Below are 23,037 nucleotides of genomic sequence, written 5' to 3'. Positions count from 1 at the left end.
CACAACGCACTTAGCGAAATCGCGTATTGTGATAATATCACTATTGCAGTATATTGTTACGATATAACATTTAATTTATCGCGTTGCTCTGAGAGGACCCAATGAACCAGAAAAGTGCTTTGGCGCTATTAATTGCCGCCAGTTTAGCCTCCACTTCCGCCTTCGCTAACACGATCAGTGGGAGAATCGTCGACAGCAAGGGTAAGCCCTTAGCGAATGCCAGCTTAAATGTAGCTGGCAGTGCCAGTAAAACGGTGTCAGATGAAAATGGACAGTTTTTGCTCACGGATGTGCCGGTTAATCAAGTTGAAGTGCACTTTTCAGCACGCCGTTATGGCCACAGTAATGCCCAATTCACTGTGCCTGCCAACGGTTTAACCGATGTGACCTTAGTGCTGCAAGCGAGCTCAATTGAAATCATCGACGTCACCATCAGCCCATTGCACGCTTCTATTATTGAATCTTCTTTACCCATCAGTGTGTTAGCGGGTGACAAATTAAAAATGCAGCAAGCCACTACCTTGGGCGATACGCTCAGTAAGCAAGTGGGTGTGCATTCAACTTTTCAAGGTGGCGTGGCCAGTAGCCCGATTATTCGCGGTTTAGATGGTCCACGTGTTTTAATTATGCAAAACGGTTTAGATGCGGGTGACGCTTCGCGCGTTGGCCCAGATCACAGTGTCGCCACTGAAGCGAGTACCGCTAAGCAAATTGAAGTTCTGCGTGGGCCTGCAACTTTATTTTACGGCAGCGGTGCTATTGGTGGTGTGGTTAACGTGGTAGATGAACGCGTGCCAAGCAACAGCACGCCGCGTGCAGAGTGGATAACCGAGTTACAAAGCGTGGATTCGGCCAAGTTGGTGGCGGGTAATATGGTTACTGGCAACAGTGATTATGCCGTATATTTGGATGGTTTTTGGCGTGATAGCATTAATTACCGTACCCCAGGCGATTGGCAAGGTGAATTAGACGATCATTCTGACCATGATCATGATGAAGCCGAACACGATGAGGCAGAGCATGATGAGCATAGCACTAAGCGTATCGCCAATACCTTTAGTACCAGTAAAGGCTTTACCTTAGGCGGCAGCAAATTGCTGGAAAATGGTTTTGTAGGTATAGCTTACGGTCGCTTAGAACGCGATTTTGGCATGCCAGGCCACAGCCATGGTGATGAAGAAGAGTTGACCCAAGCTGAGAAAACCCAAGATCGCGTGCAGTTGCAAAGCGAGCTGTATTTTAATGATCATTGGATAAGACAGTTTAATAGTCGTTTGGCCTTTACCGACTATCAGCATGCCGAAATAGAAAACGGTGAGGTGGGCACGGTTTTTACTAATAAAAGCCAAGAAGCTCGTTTCGAGTTACTGCACCGCCCATGGTTTGACTGGAAGGGCGGTTTAAGCCTGCATTATAAATTTAGTGATTTCGGCGCGGTTGGCGAAGAGGCCTTTTCGCCTGCATCAGAGACTCGCACGCTGGGTTTAGGTTGGATGACCGAGCGGCACTTTGGCCCAGTATTATTGCAGTTAGGTGCACGTGTCGAGCAAGTCAGACTGGATGCCGCTGAAGTAAAAGTAGTTGATATAGAATTACATGGCGATGAAGCCGAGCATGCAGGTGAAGAGCATGGTGCTGAGATTGCCGATTTTGCTTTTGCTGAGCGCTATAATCCATTTAGCGTGTCAGCCGGTTTAGTGTGGGATTTCCAAGAAGGTTATAATGTTGGCCTGTCGTTCTCGCATGCTGAGCGCGCACCAAGCGCTGCTGAATTACTTTCGTTTGGGCCACACCTTGGCACACGTAGTTACGAAGTCGGTGCTTTGTTCCAATTAAATGAAGATCGCGATGGCTTTGAATTAAATGCAGCCACACAAGGGCTAGAGCGTTCACGCAATTTAGATTTAACGCTACGTAAGTTCCATGGCAATGTTGGCTGGGTGCTCAACGCCTTTTATAACCGCGTGGATAACTACTATTATGCTGGTAACACCGGTTTATATGCTGAGTTTGCGCATGAAGGTGAAGAGCCAGAGGCGGAGCATGATCACGCCGATGAATTGCCGGTGTATCTGTATACAACCGATACCGTTACGTTGCATGGCTTTGAAGGCCAAGTAAATTGGCAGTTAGATGAGTTTTATCATTTAACTGTGCAAGCCGATTATATTCGCGCTCGTTTACGTAGTGGCGGTGAATTACCGCGCACGCCGCCGCTGCGCCTGATGACTGAACTGGCCTATCAAGGTGAACAGTTCGATGCCGACTTCAGCATTAGCCGTTATTTTAAGCAAGATAATACCGCTACCTTAGAAGAGGTAACACCGGGATACACCATGGTGGATGCCAGTGTTAGCTATCGCTTTAACTGGGGGCAACAAGCTTTAGTGGCCTATGTAAAAGCACAAAATATCACGGACGAATTAGCACTGGTGCACACCTCGTTTCTAAGAGATGTTACACCGCTACCCGGTCGTAATTTTGCTCTAGGCCTTCGCGGCAGCTTCTAGAGCCTCAGCAGGGCTTTTAAGAAAAAATGGCAGCATCGCGCTGCCATTTTTTATTGGGTACGCGCCATCATTCCCACACTCCACCGACCACACTCAGACACCGGTTAGAGCAGTCTCTGAGACAGGTATGACCACACTCCGGTACAGGTCAGACCATACTCAGAGACGTTTGGTTTATTTGTTTGCTATTTGGTTATGCTTGTTCTACATTATTTTTACATTTTTCAGTGAGGGAATTGATGATGAAAAAACTTTTAGTAATTAGCGCGGTAGCACTGGCGGTGATGACAGGCTGTGCCCAACAAAGCACCTCTTTAGATGTGACAACCATACAACAAGCGGCAGCAGCCATAGTGGTGAGTCCGAACGATCAGCGGCAATATAAAACGCTGACCTTGCCCAATAAGTTGGCAGTAGTGTTAGTTTCTGATCCGGCGTCCGAAAAATCTGCCGTGTCGCTCAGTGTCGGCGCGGGTATGTTACAAGATCCAATGTCACAGCAAGGTTTAGCGCATTATTTAGAGCATATGCTGTTTATGGGAACCGAGCGTTATCCTGATCCTGCCGAGTACGCCGGTTTTATGAGCCTGCATAACGGCGCTTACAATGCTTACACTTGGTTAGATATTACCAACTACATGTTTGAAATTAATAACAATGTGTATGACGAAGCTTTAGATCGTTTTTCAGATTTCTTCAAATCTCCGAAGTTTTACCCTGAGTACTCAGACAAAGAACGCAATGCCGTGAATGCGGAGCAGTCGATGCGTCGTGAAATGGATTTCCTCGGTCAATTCGAATTGATGCGCCGGATGTTTGGTGATCACCCTTCAAATCGTTTTTTGGCCGGTAGCTTAGAGAGTTTAAGCGATAAACCTGACAGTAAATTGCATGATGAGATGCTGCAATATTATCAGCGCTATTATTCGGCCAATAATATGAAGTTAGCCATGATCAGCAATTTACCGTTAGCTGAAATGGAGCTGCTGGCGTTAAAGCATTTTGCCGCTATTGAAAATAAAGACATTGCCATTCCCAGCGTGACAACACCCATAGATAACCGTTTATTTGGTGCTAAGCGTATTCATTATGTGCCAAATCAGGATATCAAACAGCTACGCCTCGACTTTACCATTCGGGCCAATTTAGAAAAATACGCGGTAAAACCCAATGAATTTATTAGTTACTTACTGGGTTCAGAAATGCCGGGTACGGCAGCGGCACAGTTAAAAGCGGCTGGGCTTATTTCCAGCATGAACGTGTCGGCGACCCCAGATTTTTATGGTAATTATGGCAGCCTAACGATTGATCTAAGCCTGACCGATGCCGGTATGCAGCAACGCGAGGCGATTACCGCGGTAGTGATGCAGTACTTAGCCTTAATAAAAGAGCAAGGTGTTGATAGTAAATACTTTAATGAAATTAAAACCAGCCTGAGTAACCAATTTCAGTTTTTAGAAAAAACCGATGGTTTTGGTTATGCTTCACAGTTAACCGCCTCGATGTTAAAACTGCCAGTCAAAGATGTGGTCGCCGCACCCTATTTATATGAACGCTTTGATGCCGCAGCGATAGAAGAGGTATTAGCGCAACTCACCCCAGAAAACTTGCGTTTGTGGTATATCAGTAAGCAAGAGCCACACGATAGCGAGCTGGTGCGGCATGTCGGTAAATATAAAATTGTTGATATTAGTGCAGAAGAGCAAGCGGCGTGGCAGCAACCGATAGTGGCGCTGAACTTACCGCAAGTGAACCGCTTGTTGCCAGAAAGCTTCGCTATAAAAACGCCCATCGAGCAGCAAAAACCCACCTTAGTGCACGAGCAAGCCGGCATTAAAGCGTGGTTATACCCCAGTAAAGTATTTGCCGACCAACCTAAAGGTCGCTTAGATATTGTGTTAAACAGCCCGGCGGCGCAAAACAGTGTGCAGGCAAAAGTTGCCTTTGCCTTATGGCGCGATCTCTACAATTTGGCGCAAAGTGCCTTAGCGACTGAGGCGCAGGCTGCGGGTATTAGCATGTGGCTGAATGATGGTAATGGCTTAACACTAAATTTAGATGGTTTTACCGATAAGCAACCTGAGTTATTAGAACAAGTGTTAGCGGGGTTAACACCGGCGATAACCGAAGAAGGGTTTGCCCAAGCGGTTGATCGCTATGTGCGAGGTATTGCTAACCAGACGCGGCAAGTGCCGTTTCGCCAAGCCTTTTGGGCTTTTAACAGTCTCTATCGTGGCGGTAACTATAACCCTGAGCAACTGATAGCCGCCGCTAAGCAAATGACGTTAGCAGATTTACAACAGGTGATCAGCAACACACTGCTTAACAACGAAGTACGGGTGTTTGCCTTTGGTAACTATGATAAACAAGAGGTAGTGGCTTTAGTCAGTAAGCTGCAAGCGGCTTTACCTGCAGCACGGCAATCCACCGCATACACACAAAGCCCATTTTGGCAGCCAACGCCGGGTAAAAGCATCGTGTTGCAGCGCGATATTGATGTAACCGACGTTGCGCTTATCGATATGCATGTCCATCCCACAAAGGGTATGGCACAGCGTGCTGCAGCCAGCGTGTTAGCATCGCACTTTAGCAATCAAGCCTTTGATAAGCTACGTACCGAAGAGCAACTGGCTTATGCCGTGGGCGGCACGGCAATTGACCTAGATGAATACACTGGTTTTGGTTTGTATATTCAAACACCGGTAAAAGGTCCGGCCGATATGCAGCAACGCTTTGACGAGTTTAAACAGCAATACTGGCTTAGCTTACAACAGGTAACGCCTGAGCAATTTGCGCAATTAAAGCAAAGTTTATTGCTAAGCTTGAATGAGCCGCCGAAGAATCTGTTTGAGGAAATGCAGCCACTTGTCAGTGATTGGTACCGTGAGCGTTTTGAGTTTGATAGCAAAGCGAAACTGATTGCCGCGGTAGAGCAGGTGAATTTGGATGACGTCAAAGCCTTTTATCAGCAAACGTTATTAAACCCTGATGCCGCACGTATTTCGGTGCAAATGCGTGGCACCAGCTTTAAAGATAAGCCTTTTGCTACCTTGCCTAATCAGCAAGTGGTGAACGATTTAGCGGAGTTCCAAAAAACCATGCCGAAGCAATAAGCTTATTTAGCGACAAAAAAAGAGGGCAGCCTGCTAAGGCTGCCTTTTTGATCATGCGGGAAATGCACAGTCCTAGGCTAAGGCTTACTCCCAGCGCGCTTCCTCTTTTTTGATAATAAAATCGATCGCTTTTCCGGCACAGGTTAACTGCGCGATACGTTTTGGTGAGCCATCCTCATGCAGGTCGACTAAACCGATACCCGCCTGATTTAATAAGCGTTCTCCGCGCTGCGCATTATCGGGTTTATGCGGCACTATGCGCATGCGCCGACGTTTTGTCAGCCAGTTTAAAGGCGAGCGGGGGGCATATAACCAACGATTTAACCGGTCTAAAATATCCAGTAAACGGCCAGGGAACTGGTTTTTTAAGCCACTGCTGGTAATTTGCCAAATATCCGGCCCAGCGGCTTTGCTGCGTAAATGCACTTCATACACAAAAGAATAATGCACATCGCCTGATAAAATCACAAAGTGTTTGGGCGTTTTGGGGTGTCGAAATAAATTCAGCATGGCATGCGCAGTACCACGATGGGCCATCCAGTTCTCAGCATCAACGAGCAGCGGGCGACCAAAAAAAGTAAAGATTTTTTGAATATTCTCAATCAGCTTTACCCCAAAAATCGGCGCTGGCGCCACCAACACCACAGCATCGTGTCCAAGCAGGTTTTGCTGCAACTCGGTAATGGCTTCCCAATCCAATAATCCCGAAGGGCGGTTAATATTCACTTCAGAACGCCAACGGCGGGTGCGGGTATCTAACACCAATAACGGCGGCTCGGTTGGCCATTGATAGTGCCACTGCTGAAACTGTAATAATTCACTGATCAGTGCTTCATGCTCAGGGCCGCCGCTGTGAGCTAAGGCTTGCTCAACGCGATCGAGTAATGCGCTGGCGAAATCGGCCGGCTTGTTGCCCCAACCTTGACAAAGCAAATAGCTTAATAGGGCGTTACCGATAATGCGCCTAGAAAAATCATGCTCATAAGCAGTTTTTTCCCATTCTGCCGTGAGGTTCCAGTCATCGCTCACATCGTGATCATCAAAGATCATCGCTGTTGGTAAATGCGCCAGAACACGTCGTACCTTGGCTAAACCTGCTGCGAAAGTTTCAATCAACAACTGTTGTTGCTGATAACGTTCAAGTTCATCCTGAGATAATTGCGACTTTAAGGTTGAACTTAACGCCATTGAATCGGGTTGCCAACCAGCGGGAGACCAAACGAGTAAATACATGCCGAGCATTTCTGCGGCGCTAATTAAATGGTTGCGCGCTGTATCAGTGGTAAACACTGGTTTTTTCACACCGCGAAAAACCTGGCTGAGCATCGCTTCGCTGGCTTTGGTTTTGGGTAATAAGGTATGTCGCTGATAATAATGCGGTGTTTGCTGGTGCAGAGTATCGGCATCGCTGACCCGGGAACAGGGCAGGTTTTCATTGTGAAAGCCTAATTGATTAATTAACTGATGTATCGCCTGTAACATAGGTGCCGCGACATCATCGGCATAAATTTGATCGCCACTGAGCAACAATAATGCCGGCCACTCAGTCACCTCTTGTTGCTGCAATAGCAAATCGGCGGCAAGTAAACCATCTTCACAGTCGGCATGCGGTTTGCGGCAAGAGCCATGTAATAAGCGTTGTAGTTTTGGCTGTATGATAAAGCCCGGGTTATCGCGCCCAGCATAAACAAGATCCGGCGCCCACTGTTGCCAGCCTTGCCATTTGGCAGGCTCTGATGTTCGGGGCGCGACTTGTAAATCGTAGCTGATCCACACCGCTTGCGGTAACGCTGCCGTTAGCGGAAGTTGCAATAATTGTAAGTGCAGTTTTTCCGCGCAGCGAATACTGCGGCAATGCTGACTTAAGGCCGCAGCGTCAAAGCTAAGCGGTTGTTGGCCTGTAGGGGTCAGTGTAAGTTGCAGTTGAACCGGCTCACGCGTAGCGATCCAGAACGTCACGGTTGTCGGTGTTAAGGCCCGCAGCATAGGCCCTGCCAACACTAATGGCAGTGTTGACGGTTCGCTGGGCTCTGCTGCGCGGGTCATGGCTTGTGTTATCGCAGGGTAACGAACTCTTCGGCACTGGTCGGGTGCAGCGCGACGGTGGCGTCAAAGTCTGCTTTAGTTGCCCCCATTTTTATGGCGACAGCAAACCCTTGTAAAATTTCATCCATGCCTTCACCAATACCATGTAAACCAATGATTTTTTCTTCAGCGCCCAAGCAAACCAGTTTAAAGCTACTGAGTGCACGGTGTGGGGTAATAGCGTTGTACATGGCGGCAAAACCAGAACGATAGATTTTCAGCTGTTCTTTACCGTAAATGGCTATCGCATCGGCTTCGGATAAACCGATAGTACCGATTGGCGGGTGACTGAATACCACGGTAGGAATTAACGAGAAATCCATATGTGCATCAGGCAAGGCCGGGTTAAAGAGCCTTTCAGCTAACAAGCGGCCTGCTTTAATTGCTACCGGCGTAAGTTGCGCTTCGCCTGTGACATCGCCCACCGCATATATGCCAGGGACATTGGTGTTCTGGTATTTATCGGTACGAATAAAACCATGTTCATCCGTCTGAACACCAGCCGCAGCTAAATTAATGGCATCGGTGGTCGGTTCACGGCCAATGGCCCAAACTAAGCAATCAACATCTTTAATAGTTTGACCTTTTTCCAGCGTTAGGCTTAATAAGCCATCAGGTTGTTTTTCCACGCTTTGGACATTGCTATGCGTATGTAATGGTAATTTGTCTTGAGCCATGCGACTGAGTAAGGCATCAGTAATGTCAGTATCAAAGCTGCGTAACGGCCGATCACCACGCACTAATAAATGCGTTTCAGTACCCAGTGCATGTAATACGCCGGCAATTTCCACCGCGATATAGCCCGCACCTACCACGACCGCTTTTTTAGGCTGAGTGGTTAAGGCAAAAAAACCATCAGAATCAATACCTAGCTCGGCACCCGGGATCTGCGGTTTGGTTGGACGACCGCCAACCGCAATAGTGATATGGTCTGCCGTGATCTGCTCACCGTTTACTTCAACCGTATTTTTATCAATAAAGCGGGCGAAACCTTGGATATAGTCAACCCCATTACTGCTAAAACCACGCTGATAGCCGCCGTGAATACGCTCAATATAGGCTTCGCGATTTTTCACTAAGGTGGCCCAATCAAAGCCTTGTTGCTTTAAATCAAAGCCATAACTTGCACTGTATTTGATGGCTTCTGCAATATGTGCCCCGAACCACATGACTTTTTTTGGCACACAGCCCACATTAACGCAGGTGCCCCCCACTGCTTTTGCTTCAATTACGGCGGCTTTTGCGCCACGCATAGCCGCGCGATTGGCTGAGGCAATACCGCCGCTACCGGCACCAATGGCGAGAAAATCATAATGACGAGACATAACTGAACCTATAATGCAAAATTATTGCTGACAGATATAAGGGGTTAAGCCACAGATTACAAGCCAATGCCGGCAATTTGCGGTTAACGCCTTGACAACCAGAGCCAAAACCCCAACATAGCATACATCTCGCTTATTTAAAGGAACTGCTCTTATGACAACTGCATCTGTTGCCGCCGTTCAAGCTAACCCCTTGTTAACCTTCACTGACTTACCGCCATTTTCCGCCATCCAACCAGAACATATAAAGCCTGCCGTTGAGCATGCCATTGCTAGCGCGCGCGCTGCGGTTGAAAGTGTGGTGGCTGCGGCGGATGTCAGTTGGCACAGCCTCATTACTGAATTAGAGCAAGACAGCGATCGGCTGGGCAAATTGTGGTCGCCAGTGTCGCATCTCAATTCTGTAGCCAATAGCCCAGAGCTGCGTGAAGCCTACGAAAGTTGTTTGCCGCTGTTGTCAGAGTTTAGTACCTGGTTAGGCCAGCATGAGGGTTTATATCAAAAATATCAGCAGTTACACGACAGTGCTGAGTTCGCACAGTTAACGGCGGCCCAGCAAAAAGTCATCACCAACGCCCTGCGTGATTTTAAATTATCAGGCATTGGTTTACCGGCGGCAAAAAAACAGCGTTATGGCGAAATTCAAAGCCGTTTATCTGATTTAAGCTCAAGCTTTGCTAACAATACCTTAGATGCCACTCAGGCGTGGTTCAAGCACGTTACTGATGAGGCACAATTAGCGGGCTTACCGGCAGATGCTAAATTGGCAGCGGCCGAAGAAGCGGAGCAACGTGAATTAACCGGTTGGGTGTTTACTCTTGAGTTTCCTAGTTATATCGCCGTAATGACTTACGCCGACGATCAGACACTGCGCCAAGAGTTATACAGCGCCTATTGCACGCGCGCCTCAGAGCAAGGCCCAACCGCGGGCCAGTTTGATAACACGGCTATAATTGAAGAAACCCTGGCGCTAAAACATGAGTTAGCGCAACTGCTAGATTTTGCTAACGCGGCCGATGAGTCGTTGGCGACCAAAATGGCAGAGTCGCCACAGCAAGTGTTAGATTTTTTAACGGATTTAGCGGGTCGCGCTAAACCACAAGCGCAGCGCGATTTAGCCGAGTTAACCCAATTTGTCAAAGAACAATTTGGCGTGGCTGAGTTGCATGCTTGGGATATCACCTACTACGCCGACAAGCTGAAAGAAGCGCGTTATGCCGTTTCTGATGAGCTGTTACGCCCTTATTTTCCAGCCACAAAAGTGGTACCGGGTTTGTTCGCCGTATTACATAAATTGTTTGGCATTACAGTAAAACCGCGTGCTGGCGTGGATGTGTGGCATGCTGATGTGCAGTTTTATGATGTATTTGCTGCCGATGGCTCGTTGCGTGGCAGTTTCTATCTTGATCTGTATGCCCGTAGTAAAAAACGCGGTGGCGCCTGGATGGATGATTGCCAAGGCCGACGTGTTTTACCCAACGGTCAGTTACAAACCCCGGTGGCCTATTTAACCTGTAACTTTAATAAACCCGTAGGTGGCAAGCCTGCGCTGTTTACGCATGATGAAGTGATTACTTTATTTCACGAGTTTGGTCATGGTTTACATCATATGTTAACCCAAGTTGATGCGGCTGCCGTGGCGGGTATTAATGGTGTCGCTTGGGATGCAGTAGAGCTACCCAGTCAGTTTTTAGAGAACTGGTGCTGGACACCAGAAGCGTTAGCGCTGATCTCAGGCCATTATGAAACGGGTGAGCCGCTACCAGAAAACCTATTAAACAAAGTGTTGGCCGCGAAAAATTTCCAATCGGCGTTGTTTTTGATTCGACAATTAGAGTTCGCCTTGTTTGATATGCGCTTGCATGCCGAATTCAACCCAACCGAGGGTGGCCGTGTGCAACAGTTGCTAGATGAAGTGCGCGCCGAGGTGTCGGTGATTATGCCGCCACGCTTTAATCGCTTCCAACATAGCTTTGGTCATATTTTTGCCGGTGGTTACGCGGCAGGCTACTATAGTTACTTATGGGCAGAAGTATTATCCGCCGATGCCTTTAGCCGCTTCGAAGAAGAAGGGGTATTTAATGCCGCTACCGGGCAAGACTTTTTGCAATGGATTTTAGAGCGCGGTGGCAGTGCCGAACCCATGGAGTTGTTTAAAGGTTTCCGAGGCCGCGAGCCTTCTAACGAAGCCTTATTGCGACATATGGGGATTGCCAGCTAAGGCTGGCTTACTGAAAAAGGAAAATATTATGTTGCATGCCAAAAAACTCGTATTGCTTTTCGGGTGTTTACCGCTGTTAGCGTGTCAGCAACCTTCCAGTGTTGATCGCGTTGCACCGGCGCCCTTAGTTGAGCAAATTGACCCGCAAACCGATCCGGTTAAAGCCGTGCGTGCACATCAACAGCAACAAAGCATGACACTGGCCGATGTTGGGCAATTACGCGCTGAAGTTTTAAAGCTAACAGTCGACAAAAGCGCCGATAATGTGCAGCAATGCTTAGTGTTAGGGTTGGGGCATAAATCTTGTGGTGGGCCATCGGAGTATATCGCTGTATCGACCAAGGGGCGTGATGAAGGCGCCTTGCTGAAAAAAATCAGTGCCTATAATCAAGCGGTCGAAGCTGAAAATATGCGCAAGGGCATGATGTCTGACTGCTCGGTGGTGATGAAACCCCAAGTGCAATTAAATAATGGCCAATGTGAGTTGGTAAAAGAGCTTACGCAGTAAGCAGCAAAGATTAACGCTTCGCTGCGGTAAAGGGGATGCTGAGTGCGTCAGGTAGAAAAATTTAGTGACATTCTGCAACGCGCAAAAGAGCGTAAGGGCGGCGCAGCAGCCCTGGCGGCGTTAGTGGGTAAACCCTTGTCTAACAAGGCTATCGCGGAATTGCCAGACAGTGTGTTTTTAGCCGAGTTTAGTAAAAAAGTCTTTCAATCTGGTTTTGTTTGGCGCGTAGTACGGCAAAAATGGCCCGCATTTTGTGAGCTGTTCTTCGACTTTGATATCGAAAAAATGTTGTTGCTAAGTGACGAAATGCTGGAAAAAAGAGCGCAAGATCCGCGGATTATTCGCAACTTAAATAAGGTTTTTACTATCCGTGATAATGCATTGATGATTTATCACGTGCAGCAGCAACACGGCAGCTTTGCGCGCTTTGTGGCTGATTGGCCAAGCGCTGATATTATTGGGCTGTGGAATTATTTAAAAAAACACGGCGCACGCTTAGGTGGCAATACCGGGCCTTACGCTTTGCGCACCTTGGGTAAAGACACCTTTTTATTAACCCAAGATGTTGAAGCCTATTTAAAAGCTTATGGGGTATTTGATGGGGGCATTAGCAGTAAACGCAGCCAACAGCAGATCCAGCAACAATTTAACGACTGGCAGCAACAAAGTGGCCTGAGTTTACAAGAAATCAGTCAAATCGTGTCTTACAGTGTCGGCGAAAATTATGCCGGTATGCAGCAATGAGTGCGGTGTTACTTATTACTGACTTGCCCGCTGAGTTGTCGGCCGAGTTAACGCAACGTTTTGGTTTAACCTTAAGCGATAGCGCGACGGGTTGGCATCTACGTTGGGTTGAGCAGCAGTTAGTGCTTCGACACACCGACATGCCGAAACAGGGTGATATCGTGGTCGATTTTGCCAGTGCAGCCGCGACTTATCGCCGTCAACATGGTGGCGCCAAAAGCGAAGGCATCGCCAAAGCTTGTGGCCTGCATAAAAAGCGCGATTTGCAGATTATTGATGCCACTGCCGGCTTGGGGCGTGATGCCTTAGTGCTGGCGAATGTCGGCGCACATGTTACCTTAGTTGAGCGCAACCCGCTGGTTGCTGCACTATTATACAATGGCCTGCAGCGCGCGGCTGCGCATGCCAGCACGGCCGAGTTGGCCAGTAGAATGCAGCTACATTTTGCTCCAGCGCTACAAGCGTTAACCTGCTTGCCCACGGCCGATGTCGTCTATCTTGATCCGATGTTTCCACCGCGTGAAAAATCTGCGCTAGTTAAAAAAGAAATGCGTGCCTTTCATGATGTGGTAGGCAGTGATACCGATGCGGATGCCCTGTTAGAACCGGCGTTGGCCTTGGCGAAGTATCGTGTTGTGGTAAAACGCCCGGGCTATGCGCAAGTGCTGGCTCAGCGCGAGCCGCAACTGGTGGTAAAAGGTAAAAATAACCGTTTTGATGTTTATATTAAACAAGCCATAACCTAAGGATATAACAATGATTAAAGTAGGCGATAAATTACCCGAAGTGACTTTTGCTCAATTAACGGCAGAAGGTATGCAAAGCCCAACCACCAGCGATGTGTTCGCTGGTAAAAAAGTGGTGTTGTTCGCCGTACCTGGCGCCTTTACGCCAACCTGTTCAGCAGCACATTTGCCTGGTTATATTGCGCTGGCGGATCAAATTAAAGCGAAGGGCGTTGATACTATTGTTTGTATTGCCGTAAACGATGCATTTGTGATGAAAGCCTGGGCCGACAGCCAAAATGCAGAAGAAATTACCTTTTTAGCCGATGGCGGTGCCAGTTTCCATAAAGCGATAGGTTTAACCATGGAGACCGGTGATTTTGGCGGTGTTCGTTCAGAGCGTTACGCAATGATCGTCGATGACGGCGTAGTAAGCCTGCTTAATGTTGAACCACCAAAGAGCTTTGAAGTCAGTAAAGCCGAAACGGTGCTTGCTGCACTATAAGTCTCAGCGTAAAACGCGTAGCTATTGAGCTGCGCGTTTTGCTTTTAAAGAGGTTAAAACTGCGGTTGAGTAGGGCGAGTCAGTTACACCTGCGCGATTTCCCATCAATTCATCACCTTTATGCCAGTACCGTTTAGAAAAAGCAGCGCAGCAAGGTCGCTTAACGGTTATCATAGGCAGTATGAGAGTGTAGTGAGGTATTTGACCTTATTCCGTAAGCATAGTAGCTTGCTAACTGCGCATGTAGACAGAGTGGATCTGAGGAATTTATGACAACAGTAAATGTACTGTGTATTAAGTGGGGCAAAAAGTATGGCCCTGATTACGTCAATAAGCTGCATTCGATGGTGAGTCGTAATCTGACCTTGCCGTTTCGCTTTATTTGCTTAACCGACGACGCCGTTGGTATCGACAGCCATATTGAAGTAAAAGATATCCCGGCTGTGGGTTTTAAAGACTTTGATGAACGTCACCCATGGAGTTTTGGCCATGGTTGGTTAAAAGTTACCAGCTTTGCTGATCCGTTATATGACTTAACCGGGCCGACGTTATTTATCGATTTAGATGTAGTGATTGTCGACAACATTGATTGCTTCTTCCAGCCTAAAGGCGAGTTTTACGTGATCAAAGAGTGGGATAAATCAGACGATACCGGTAATACTTCGGTTTATCGTTATGAGATAGGTGCCCACAGCGACTTGATTGATTTACTGAAAAACCACAAAGAACGTGAATTGGCGAAGGTGCGCAATGAACAAGAGTTCGTGACGCAAAACCTATCAAAACAAGGCAAATTACAATACTGGCCTGAAGGTTGGTGCGTAAGCTTTAAACGACACTGTTTGCCAAAAGGCATTATGAACTGGTTTAAGCCAGCCGTGATCCCGAAAGGGGCGAAAATTGTTGCTTTCCATGGTAAACCTAATCCGCCGGATGCCGTCGCAGGTATCAGCGGCAAGTGGTATCGGCGCGTGCTGCCGGTGCAGTGGGTTAAGGATATGTGGCAGTAAGTTTCGCTAATGCGCTATAAAATTTTCATTATCAATCTGGCGCGCTCACCCGAGCGCTACCAGCAAGCTTTAGCGCAGCTCGCGCAATGGCCTGATCTGCCTGTAGAACGCATTGACGCGGCCGATGGCCGGGTGATGTCGGCAGCCGACATTGCGCAATATTACTCTGCCAGCGCCAACCAACGCTTACATCATAAAACACTAAAAGCCGGTGAAAAGGGCGCTTTTATTAGCCATATTCGTTGCTGGCAGCAAATTGTGGCTCAGCAGCTCGATTTTGCCTTGATCCTTGAAGATGACTTTTTGGTGGATGGCGATTTACCCGCCTTATTGTCGGCTATTGCGGCCGTGCCCACCCCCTGGCATTTATTAAAACTGGCCATGCCAAATAAACAACAAAAAATCATAGCCAGTTCCCCCGGTACGCCTTTTCAGTTGGTGCATTTTCAGAAGAATCCGATCTCGGCTGTGGCACAAGCGGTGAGCTTGGCTGGCGCTAAATTGTTGTTAGAGCGAGAAGTGCCTTTTGGGCGGCCGGTAGATGTTGCCATGCAATATAGTTGGCAATTAGGCTTTCAGGCGATGGGCTTGTGGCCGCTGATCTTTAAACCGGATCTGGGTTTTGATAGCACCATAGCCGGTAAGCAAAATGATCAGGTCAAGCGGTCAGTGTTTTACTGGCGACGGCTGGAATTTATTGTTGCCAATTTATGGCATAACCTGAAAACTTACGGCCCTAAGGCGTTGTTGCGTGCCCGTAAATGGCCGAATAGCCGTGGCAGTACGCGGTTATCAAACTAGCCTGCTAACCTGGCGTGCGGCAACGCCATTGCGGTTTAGTCATATACTATAGAGTCAAACTTAGCTTTTCGCTGTATTCTGTATGGCCAGTTGTTGCTGATAAAAAGCTAACACTTCAGCAGCTTTAGCGGCTGGGTCAAACCGCTGCATCGGATATTGGCGGCGCTGCAACTGCGTAAGCTGCTCTTTGATGCGCTGTGCCAAGGTTTCAGCATCATCAATCGGTACTAATTCGGTAGCAAACAGCGGTTGTAAATATTTTGCGCCTTCTGAGGCGGTGGCAACAATGGGTAAACCAGCATGCATCGCTTCCAAAAAGACTAAACCAAAGGGTTCGCTGCGGGCGGTGCTGACAAACAGATCAAAGCAAGCGAGCCATTGCTGAGGTTCGCTACTAAAGCCTGGCATAATCACAGTACTTGGCGCTTTATCTCGAATTTGCTGCCAATGTTTGCCCTCACCCACAATCACTAAGCGGCTATTAGGGATATTCGCGAGGCTAAAGGCTTGTAATAAAGTCTCTTGGCCTTTGCTTTGCTCTACCCGACCCAAAGTACCAATCACGACATCATCAGGGCCAATCGCATGCTCTTGGCGCAAGCGTTCCCGCGCATCCATCGGCACGCTTTTGGCGGCTGACCAGTTATCGAGTTGCACCGTGCGCTCACGCAGCGGCAGAGGAATGGCCGCCATTTGCCAAGGGGCGATAGCGATTAAGGCATCAAGCTTAGCATGCTGTTGTTTTTTATAATGAATGTGTAAAGTGGCTACGCGTAGACACAAACCGGGCACACCTTGTAATACCCGACAGGCAGCACTAAGGTGCGCGTGTGCCACATCGGGTTTTAACTGTTTCAGCAGGCGTTTCGCGCGAAAGATCGCGAGGAATTTCATGCCACTAACCAGTTGAAGGTTAACCTTAGGCGAAACCCGATGGGCAATGGCATTAGCCCGTTGTTCAGCGCCGCGTTGATGCAAAATCAGGGTGACGTCATGATCTTGTTCGGCCTGTAGGTTGGCCAGCTCGACCGCATAACGCTCGCTACCTGCAAAACTGTGGGTGAGAATAATATGGACAATTTTCATAACGGCTCATCAACAAGGGTGGCGCGCAAGCGCAGCGGACTAGATAACTGCATGGTATACTATTTGCCGTTTTGGCAAAAGCCGTTACTAAGGTTGCCGTTAACAGCGTTAGGGTCAGGCCACGTAAGGCTGACGACACACCGTTGGCAGTGACTTTAGCGCCATGAATGGCTTTATAAAAGGGTTGTTGATTTGTTTAGGCTGATCTACTCGCTACTCCTGTATTTGCTGCTGTTGCCGCTATTACTTTATTTGCTTTGGCGTTCGCGCAAAGATCCTGCTTATCGGCAGCGCTTAACTGAGCGGTTTAGCTGGCAACTGGCTGCCTTAAAGCTAAAACCTCACGGTATTGTGGTGCATGCGGTGTCGGTTGGTGAGGTGATTGCCGCCACCCCACTGATCCGCCAGTTGCAGCAACGTTATCCCACACAACCTATTACGGTAACCTGCACCACGCCAACCGGCAGCGCCACTATTGTTGAGCGGTTTGGTGATAGTGTGCAGCATTGTTACTTACCCTTTGACTATGTTGGCGCAGTGGGGCGTTTTTTACGCTGTGTGCAACCGCGCTTAGTGGTGATTGTTGAGACGGAACTGTGGCCGAATTTACTGGCAGGCTGCCGCCATGCGAATATCCCCGTGGTGGTGGTGAATGCGCGGTTATCGGCTAAGTCGGCTAAAGGCTATCGGCGTTTTCATAAAGTTAGCCAAAGCTTGTTAGCGGATATTCGCTTGTTGTTGTGCCAAAACCGCGCTACTGCCGCTCGCTTTCGGGCATTAGGTTATCGTAATGAGTTGCAGGTGGCGGGTAATTTAAAGTTTGAGTTGGCCTTGCCAACTACACAACAAGCCTTAGTTGAACGTTTTGCGCCGGTATTGGCGAACCGCTTAGTGTGGGTGGCCGGTAGCACGCATGCGGGTGAAGATGAACAGTTGCTGGCGCTTTATCCCGCCTTAAAACAGCAATTTCCAAATTTACTGTTGATGCTAGTGCCACGGCATCTGGAACGTTTTGACAAGGTTGCCGACTTAGTTACGGGTGCGGGGTTAAGCTTGTGGCGGCGCAGCAGTGACCGTTTGCCCGAAGCGAATGTTGAGGTGGCGCTCGGCGACTCTATGGGGGAGTTGCTCAGTTGGTATCAATTAGCTGATTTAGTATTTATCGGCGGTAGTTTAATTCCTCGCGGCGGTCACAACCCGCTGGAAGCCATCAGCTTTGCCAAAGCCGTGCAAAGCGGACCACATGTGTTTAATTTTAAAGAAGCTTACCGCCAGCTTCAACAACGCTCGGCGGTGAGTATCGTGTCAGACGCTACCGCCTTGTTAGCCGATAGCCAAAGGTTGCTTGCTGACAGTGCCTTGCGACAAACGCAAGGCCAGAGAGCACAGGTATTTTTCTTGCAGCAACAAGGTGCAACTTCACGCACGCTGCAAGCCATTGCACAGCTGATAGGAGCAAGCATGCCGCATCATGTTCACCAGCAAGGGCATGAAACCTTCTGGTTTGATCCCGAGTTTTTTTCAACGCTTAGCGCCGCACAATTTGATAGCCAGTGGTGGCAGCAGCAAAACGCGGTGATTGGCAGTTCCAGTGGCCGCAATATTGCGTACTTTGTTAAGCATCAGCAGCATAAGCTAGTGTTGCGTCATTATTACCGTGGAGGCTTAGTTGGTAAGCTGTTGCACGATCAATTTTGGCTGCAATCAGTGGGCAATAGTCGCGCCATGCAAGAATATCAGCTGTTAGCTTGGATGCGCGAGCAAGGGCTGGCGGTGCCCAAGCCGGTGGCCGCGCGTTATCAGCGTAGCGGCTTAATATACCGCGCTGATTTACTTATTGAACTGATCCCCGATAGCAAAGACTTGGCGGCCATTTTACAGCAAAGGCCACTTACGCCAGCCGAATGGCAAGCGGTGGGTAAGGAGATTGCTCGGATGCATCAGTTGGGTGTGTATCACTCGGATCTGAACTGTCGCAATATTATGTTAGATGGCAGCGGCACGGTGTGGTTAATTGATTTTGATAAATGTCAGCGCCGTTCAATAGGCCCGTGGACGGAGCAAAACTTAGCGCGGTTATTGCGCTCATTTAATAAAGAATTAGCTAAATTACCGGTATTTCATTGGCAGGCTGCCGCATGGAATGATGTGATGCAAGGTTATCAGCAACAACTAAACAGCAAAGGTCAGGCATAAGATGCAGCAGTGGGATGTTATCGTTATTGGCGCCGGTGCCGCCGGGTTATTTTGTGCTATCGAAGCCGCGAAACGCGGCCGGAAAACCCTCGTGCTGGATAATGGTAAGCGCATCGGTCGCAAAATTATTATGTCGGGTGGCGGCCGGTGTAATTTCACTAATATGTATGCCAGCCCCGCTAACTTTCTCTCGCAAAATCCGCACTTTTGTAAATCGGCGCTCAGCCGTTATACCCAGTGGGATTTTATCGCGCTGGTGCAGCAATATGGTATTGCTTACCATGAGAAAACCCTAGGCCAGTTGTTTTGTGACAACAGCGCCAAAGACATCGTCGAGATGCTGCAGCAAGAGTGCGACAAAGCAGGCGTGCAAATCGGTTTACAACAAGATATTCAACAGGTCAGTTTTGTGGATGGCCAGTATCAACTCACCACAGCGCAAGGCGTGCGGCAATGCCACAGTTTAGTGATCGCCAGTGGCGGTTTAAGTTTGCCGAACTTAGGCGCTACCGCCTTTGGTTTTCAGCTAGCAGAGCAGTTTGGTTTAAAGGTGTTGCCGGTGCGTGCGGGCTTAGTGCCGTTAACGTGGCAACCCAGCGATAAAGCGGTGTTTGAAGAAATTAGCGGTGTGGCGCTTCCGGTTACGGCTGATGCCAATGACACCCAGTTTCCGGAAGATATGTTGTTTACTCACCGCGGCTTAAGCGGCCCGGCTATTTTGCAAATCTCTAACTACTGGCAACCCGGTGACGAGCTGCGTGTTAATTTCGCTGCCGGCCAAGATGTCACGGCGTTTTTAACCGAGCAGCAGCAACAGCATCCGGCGCAAGAGTTAAAAACCAGCTTAGCGCGCTTAATTCCCAAGCGCTTAGTGGATAAGTTGCTGGAATTACAGTTGTTTCAAAACCAGCCATTAAAAGCTCTGAACGCCAAGAGCATTGCCCGCCTCGATGAGTTATTAACGCAATATGTGTTCAAACCCAATGGCACCGAAGGGTATCGCACCGCCGAAGTCACTCTCGGTGGCGTTGACACCAACGAGTTATCCTCTAAAACCATGGAAGCGAAAAAACAACCTGGTTTGTATTTTATCGGCGAAGTGGTCGATGTTACCGGTTGGCTAGGGGGCTATAATTTTCAATGGGCGTGGAGCAGTGGTTGGGTGGCAGGGCAGTATTGTTAAGTGACACTTTTCATCGTAGCGCTTAACTGATTTTGACATGCGATAGCGCGTTAAGTACTGTTATTTAATTGTTTGTTGCGGTTCGGTTATCTATAGCATAACCACCCAGTGGTAAGTGCTTAGCGAAGCTGTCACCTTGCTGTGAGTTTCTAGCCAAGCTTTCACCTTGCGGTGAGAGACTTTCTTTTGCATCGCCAAAAGAAAGTATCGCAAAGAAAAGGCGACCCACGTTGCGGCGAAAGCCCGTTCAATTTTGCCCGCCCAAGGCGACGAGGTAACTCGCTCGGCGCTACCGCCCCTCACTCAAACACCCCTCGTCTTAAAACCTTGGTCGTGCAAACTTGATCGGCTTGCAACGTAATGGGATTTAACAGCACAGCAGTGTTAGCAAAATCTGCATCATTTATACAACAGTGGTAAGTGTTTAGCCAAGGTTTCACCTTGCGGTGAGAGACTTTCTTTTGCGTCGCCAAAAGAAAGTCTCGCAAAGAAAAGGCGACCCACGTTGCGGCGAAAGCCCGTTCAATTTTGCCCGCCAAGGCGACGAGGTAACTCGCTCGGCGCTACCGCCCCTCACTCAAACACCCCTCGTCTTAAAACCTTGGTCGCGCAAACTTGATCGGCTTGCAACGTAATGGGGTTTAAAAGCAAATCAGACTGGTCTAGGTATATGACCCCGAAGCTAGGTTTTACAGAGTAATGTGGGGAAAACCTTAGCCAGCCAAGCTTCATAATAGGTGTAATGTATTAATCAGATTTATAGATACTTGAGTATATTTTGTTTGATGATATGTTATTTTTGCTTGGCTAATTAGCCCAAGCAACTTTCTAAACAAGGACGTGAGACTAATATGGAACAAATTCTTATCCTCATTACAGTCATTTTTTTAGTCACAATAATTTTATTAATTGAAAGGCTTCATTCGGTAAAGGCTAAACTTAACAAGAAGGTTGAAGATTTAAGCGCTGAGGTTAACTCATTATCCCAATTCTCTGATGTTAGAGATGCTTCTATAGAGCTTGCCCGTTTAAAAACTGAAATCCTCACTCGTGAACACGATTGTCAGCAGCAAATTACTGAGCTACTGGAAAGTGCAGGTAATAAAGCTAATTCGATTATTGATAAAGCTCAACTGGAAGTCGATGTTCTCCGACGAGACACTAACGCTGATACTAAATCTAAAAGAGAACGAGCATCAGCACTTTTGGTTGAGGCTAATGCACAAGCCGACATTATCATAAACAAAGCAAAAGAGAGTGCTGAAGAAATTGCTGGTGATGCTTACAGAGCTTTAAAAGAAGCGGACCGTTTAGAAGGCGTGATTCAAGCATTGAAAAACGTTATCAATGGCTACGGCGATGAGTACATGAAGCCAACATATGGCTTACTTGATGAACTGGCAGAGATGTACGCGTTTGAGGATGCAGGTAAAGAGCTCAAACTTGCAAGAGAACGAACAAAAATGCTTGTGACTTCCGAGCGTGCAGCTACCTGTGATTATGTTGAAAAAGGCAGAGCGAAAACGGCTATCAATTTTGTTATTGATGCATTTAACGGCAAGGTTGATTCAATTTTATCGCGATCTAAAATTGATAACTTTGGAAAATTAGAAGCTGAAATAAGAGACGCTGCATCACTTGTAAATCAAAATGGTAAAGCGTTTAGAAACGCCCAAATCACCGAAGAATATTTAACGTCCCGAATTGATGAGCTTCATTGGATAACAGCGGTCAATACCATACGCGAAAACGAACGAGAAGAGCAGCGTAGAATACGTGATCAAATAAGAGAAGAGCAAAAGGCACAGCGTGAATTTGAGCGCGCTATTAAAGATGCTGCGAAGGAAGAAGCGGCAATCCAAAAAGCAGTCAGCAAATTACTCACCCAACTGGAAAAAGCAACCGAAGAGCAACGTGATGAATATGAGCAAAAGCTAAGTGAGCTTCAGGGTAAACTTACGGAAGCGGAAGCCAAGAACCAACGTGCCTTATCAATGGCTCAACAAACTAGAACTGGCCATGTTTATGTAATCTCTAATATCGGATCATTTGGTGAAAACATCTATAAAGTTGGTATGACGCGACGTCTAGAACCACTTGATAGGGTTCGAGAGCTCGGCGATGCTAGCGTACCATTCCCCTTCGATGTTCATGCTATGATCTGGAGCGAAGATGCACCCGCGCTTGAGCGTGACTTGCATCGCTACTTTCTTCGTGCACAAATGAATAAAATAAACCCAAGAAAAGAGTTTTTTAAAATCGATATTTCTGACATCAAAACCCATGTTGAAGAACGCGGGCATAAATGCAGTTGGACATTAATAGCCGCTGCAACCCAGTACCGCGAAACACTAGAGATAGAGAAAAAAATTGAAAGCGATGCTTCAGTCGCTAATGAATGGATGCGTCATCAGTTAGAGTACGAGCCCATTTTTTCTGATGCAGAGGAAGAATTAGAATAAATTGTCGTAAGTTTATCTGCACTAACTTGGCTTGCCCCGGAAATATCGATTCATAAATGATAAACATAAGGCTAGCTTTGAGCGAGTAACAGGTATTCCTGCTGCGCCAAAATGTTTATGCGCATGTCCGCAATAACTTATTAAATGAACAACTTTTTCGCCGTTGGCGAGTGACTTTCTTTTGTTTCGCCAAAAGAAAGTCACCAAAGAAAATGCGACCCACGTTGCGGCGAAAGCCCGTTCAATTTTGCCCGCCCAAGGCGACGAGGTAACTCGCTTGGCGCTACCGCCCCTCACTCAAACACCCCTCGTCTTAAAACCTTGGCCGTGCAAACTTCCTCGGCTTGCAACGTAATGGGATTTAAAAGCAAAGCTGCGTTAGCAAAATGAATGTTTAGCGTTTCAACCCAAATGAAGTTAAACATACTTGTATAAAAGCGAATGCTAAAAACGAGCTAGATCGAAAAATCAGGGGGAAGAGCCTTACCTGAGTTCGCAGAAACTTGTAAGTGCTTATAATATTTAGTGCCTAAACTAAAATGAATACAATCAGATGCTACTTT

The 23,037-nt window shown here is 47.7% G+C and carries 15 protein-coding genes; 12 read left to right on the top strand and 3 right to left on the bottom strand.

Annotation, left to right across the window (positions count from 1 at the left end):
- Nucleotides 1-101: 101 nt before the first annotated feature.
- Complete coding sequence (locus tag JAO78_RS05690) at nt 102-2,510, top strand: TonB-dependent receptor (RefSeq protein ID WP_226750400.1); 2,409 nt, start codon at nt 102-104, stop codon at nt 2,508-2,510.
- A gap of 242 nt (nt 2,511-2,752) precedes the next feature.
- A complete protein-coding gene (locus JAO78_RS05685) occupies nt 2,753-5,623 on the top strand; it encodes an insulinase family protein (protein WP_226750399.1) in 2,871 nt (956 codons plus the stop codon).
- 84 nt (nt 5,624-5,707) lie between these two features.
- On the opposite strand, the gene JAO78_RS05680 is transcribed toward JAO78_RS05685, so the two are convergent.
- Both JAO78_RS05680 and gorA read right to left on the bottom strand, forming a co-directional pair.
- A complete protein-coding gene (locus JAO78_RS05680; protein ID WP_226750398.1) occupies nt 5,708-7,669 on the bottom strand; it encodes an alkaline phosphatase D family protein in 1,962 nt (653 codons plus the stop codon).
- A gap of 8 nt (nt 7,670-7,677) precedes the next feature.
- Complete coding sequence (gene gorA, locus JAO78_RS05675) at nt 7,678-9,033, bottom strand: glutathione-disulfide reductase (protein ID WP_226750397.1); 1,356 nt, start codon at nt 9,031-9,033, stop codon at nt 7,678-7,680.
- A gap of 154 nt (nt 9,034-9,187) precedes the next feature.
- On the opposite strand from gorA, the gene prlC reads away from it, so the two are divergent.
- The 7 genes from prlC (at nt 9,188) to JAO78_RS05640 (ending at nt 15,547) form a co-directional block, all read left to right on the top strand.
- Nucleotides 9,188-11,254 carry an oligopeptidase A gene (gene prlC, locus JAO78_RS05670; protein WP_226750396.1) on the top strand — a complete coding sequence of 689 codons (2,067 nt, stop codon included), beginning with the start codon at nt 9,188-9,190 and terminating at the stop codon, nt 11,252-11,254.
- Nucleotides 11,255-11,282: 28 nt separating this feature from the next.
- Entirely contained in the window at nt 11,283-11,762 is a 480-nt protein-coding gene (locus JAO78_RS05665; RefSeq protein WP_226750395.1) for a hypothetical protein, read from the top strand.
- Nucleotides 11,763-11,804: 42 nt separating this feature from the next.
- Complete coding sequence (locus JAO78_RS05660; RefSeq protein ID WP_226750394.1) at nt 11,805-12,506, top strand: DNA-3-methyladenine glycosylase I; 702 nt, start codon at nt 11,805-11,807, stop codon at nt 12,504-12,506.
- Nucleotides 12,503-13,252: a class I SAM-dependent methyltransferase gene (locus JAO78_RS05655; protein ID WP_226750393.1), complete on the top strand. Its 750-nt coding sequence runs from the start codon at nt 12,503-12,505 to the stop codon at nt 13,250-13,252. The genes JAO78_RS05660 and JAO78_RS05655 overlap by 4 nt, the downstream gene beginning before the upstream one ends.
- A gap of 10 nt (nt 13,253-13,262) precedes the next feature.
- Nucleotides 13,263-13,736 carry a peroxiredoxin gene (locus JAO78_RS05650; RefSeq protein ID WP_226750392.1) on the top strand — a complete coding sequence of 158 codons (474 nt, stop codon included), beginning with the start codon at nt 13,263-13,265 and terminating at the stop codon, nt 13,734-13,736.
- 269 nt (nt 13,737-14,005) lie between these two features.
- Entirely contained in the window at nt 14,006-14,746 is a 741-nt protein-coding gene (locus JAO78_RS05645; RefSeq protein ID WP_226750391.1) for a glycosyltransferase, read from the top strand.
- Between the two features lie 9 nt (nt 14,747-14,755).
- Nucleotides 14,756-15,547: a glycosyltransferase family 25 protein gene (locus JAO78_RS05640; RefSeq protein ID WP_226750390.1), complete on the top strand. Its 792-nt coding sequence runs from the start codon at nt 14,756-14,758 to the stop codon at nt 15,545-15,547.
- A gap of 60 nt (nt 15,548-15,607) precedes the next feature.
- On the opposite strand, the gene JAO78_RS05635 is transcribed toward JAO78_RS05640, so the two are convergent.
- Nucleotides 15,608-16,633 carry a glycosyltransferase family 4 protein gene (locus JAO78_RS05635; RefSeq protein ID WP_226750389.1) on the bottom strand — a complete coding sequence of 342 codons (1,026 nt, stop codon included), beginning with the start codon at nt 16,631-16,633 and terminating at the stop codon, nt 15,608-15,610.
- A gap of 192 nt (nt 16,634-16,825) precedes the next feature.
- On the opposite strand from JAO78_RS05635, the gene waaA reads away from it, so the two are divergent.
- The 3 genes from waaA (at nt 16,826) to JAO78_RS05620 (ending at nt 22,474) form a co-directional block, all read left to right on the top strand.
- On the top strand, nt 16,826-18,829 hold the full coding sequence (gene waaA, locus JAO78_RS05630; RefSeq protein WP_226750388.1) for a lipid IV(A) 3-deoxy-D-manno-octulosonic acid transferase: 2,004 nt from the start codon (nt 16,826-16,828) through the stop codon (nt 18,827-18,829).
- 1 nt (nt 18,830) lies between these two features.
- Nucleotides 18,831-20,012 (top strand): BaiN/RdsA family NAD(P)/FAD-dependent oxidoreductase, encoded by a 1,182-nt coding sequence (locus JAO78_RS05625; protein WP_226750387.1) that lies wholly within the window; start codon nt 18,831-18,833, stop codon nt 20,010-20,012.
- Between the two features lie 851 nt (nt 20,013-20,863).
- Nucleotides 20,864-22,474, top strand: coding sequence for an SNIPE associated domain-containing protein (locus tag JAO78_RS05620; RefSeq protein WP_226750386.1), 1,611 nt, complete (start codon nt 20,864-20,866; stop codon nt 22,472-22,474).
- Nucleotides 22,475-23,037 lie beyond the last annotated feature (563 nt).

Source organism: Alishewanella maricola, assembly GCF_016343785.1.
In the GTDB taxonomy this organism is placed as follows: Bacteria; Pseudomonadota; Gammaproteobacteria; order Enterobacterales; family Alteromonadaceae; genus Alishewanella; species Alishewanella maricola.
Note: the sequence above shows the minus strand (reverse complement) of the source record. Positions and strands in the feature narration are given on the sequence as shown.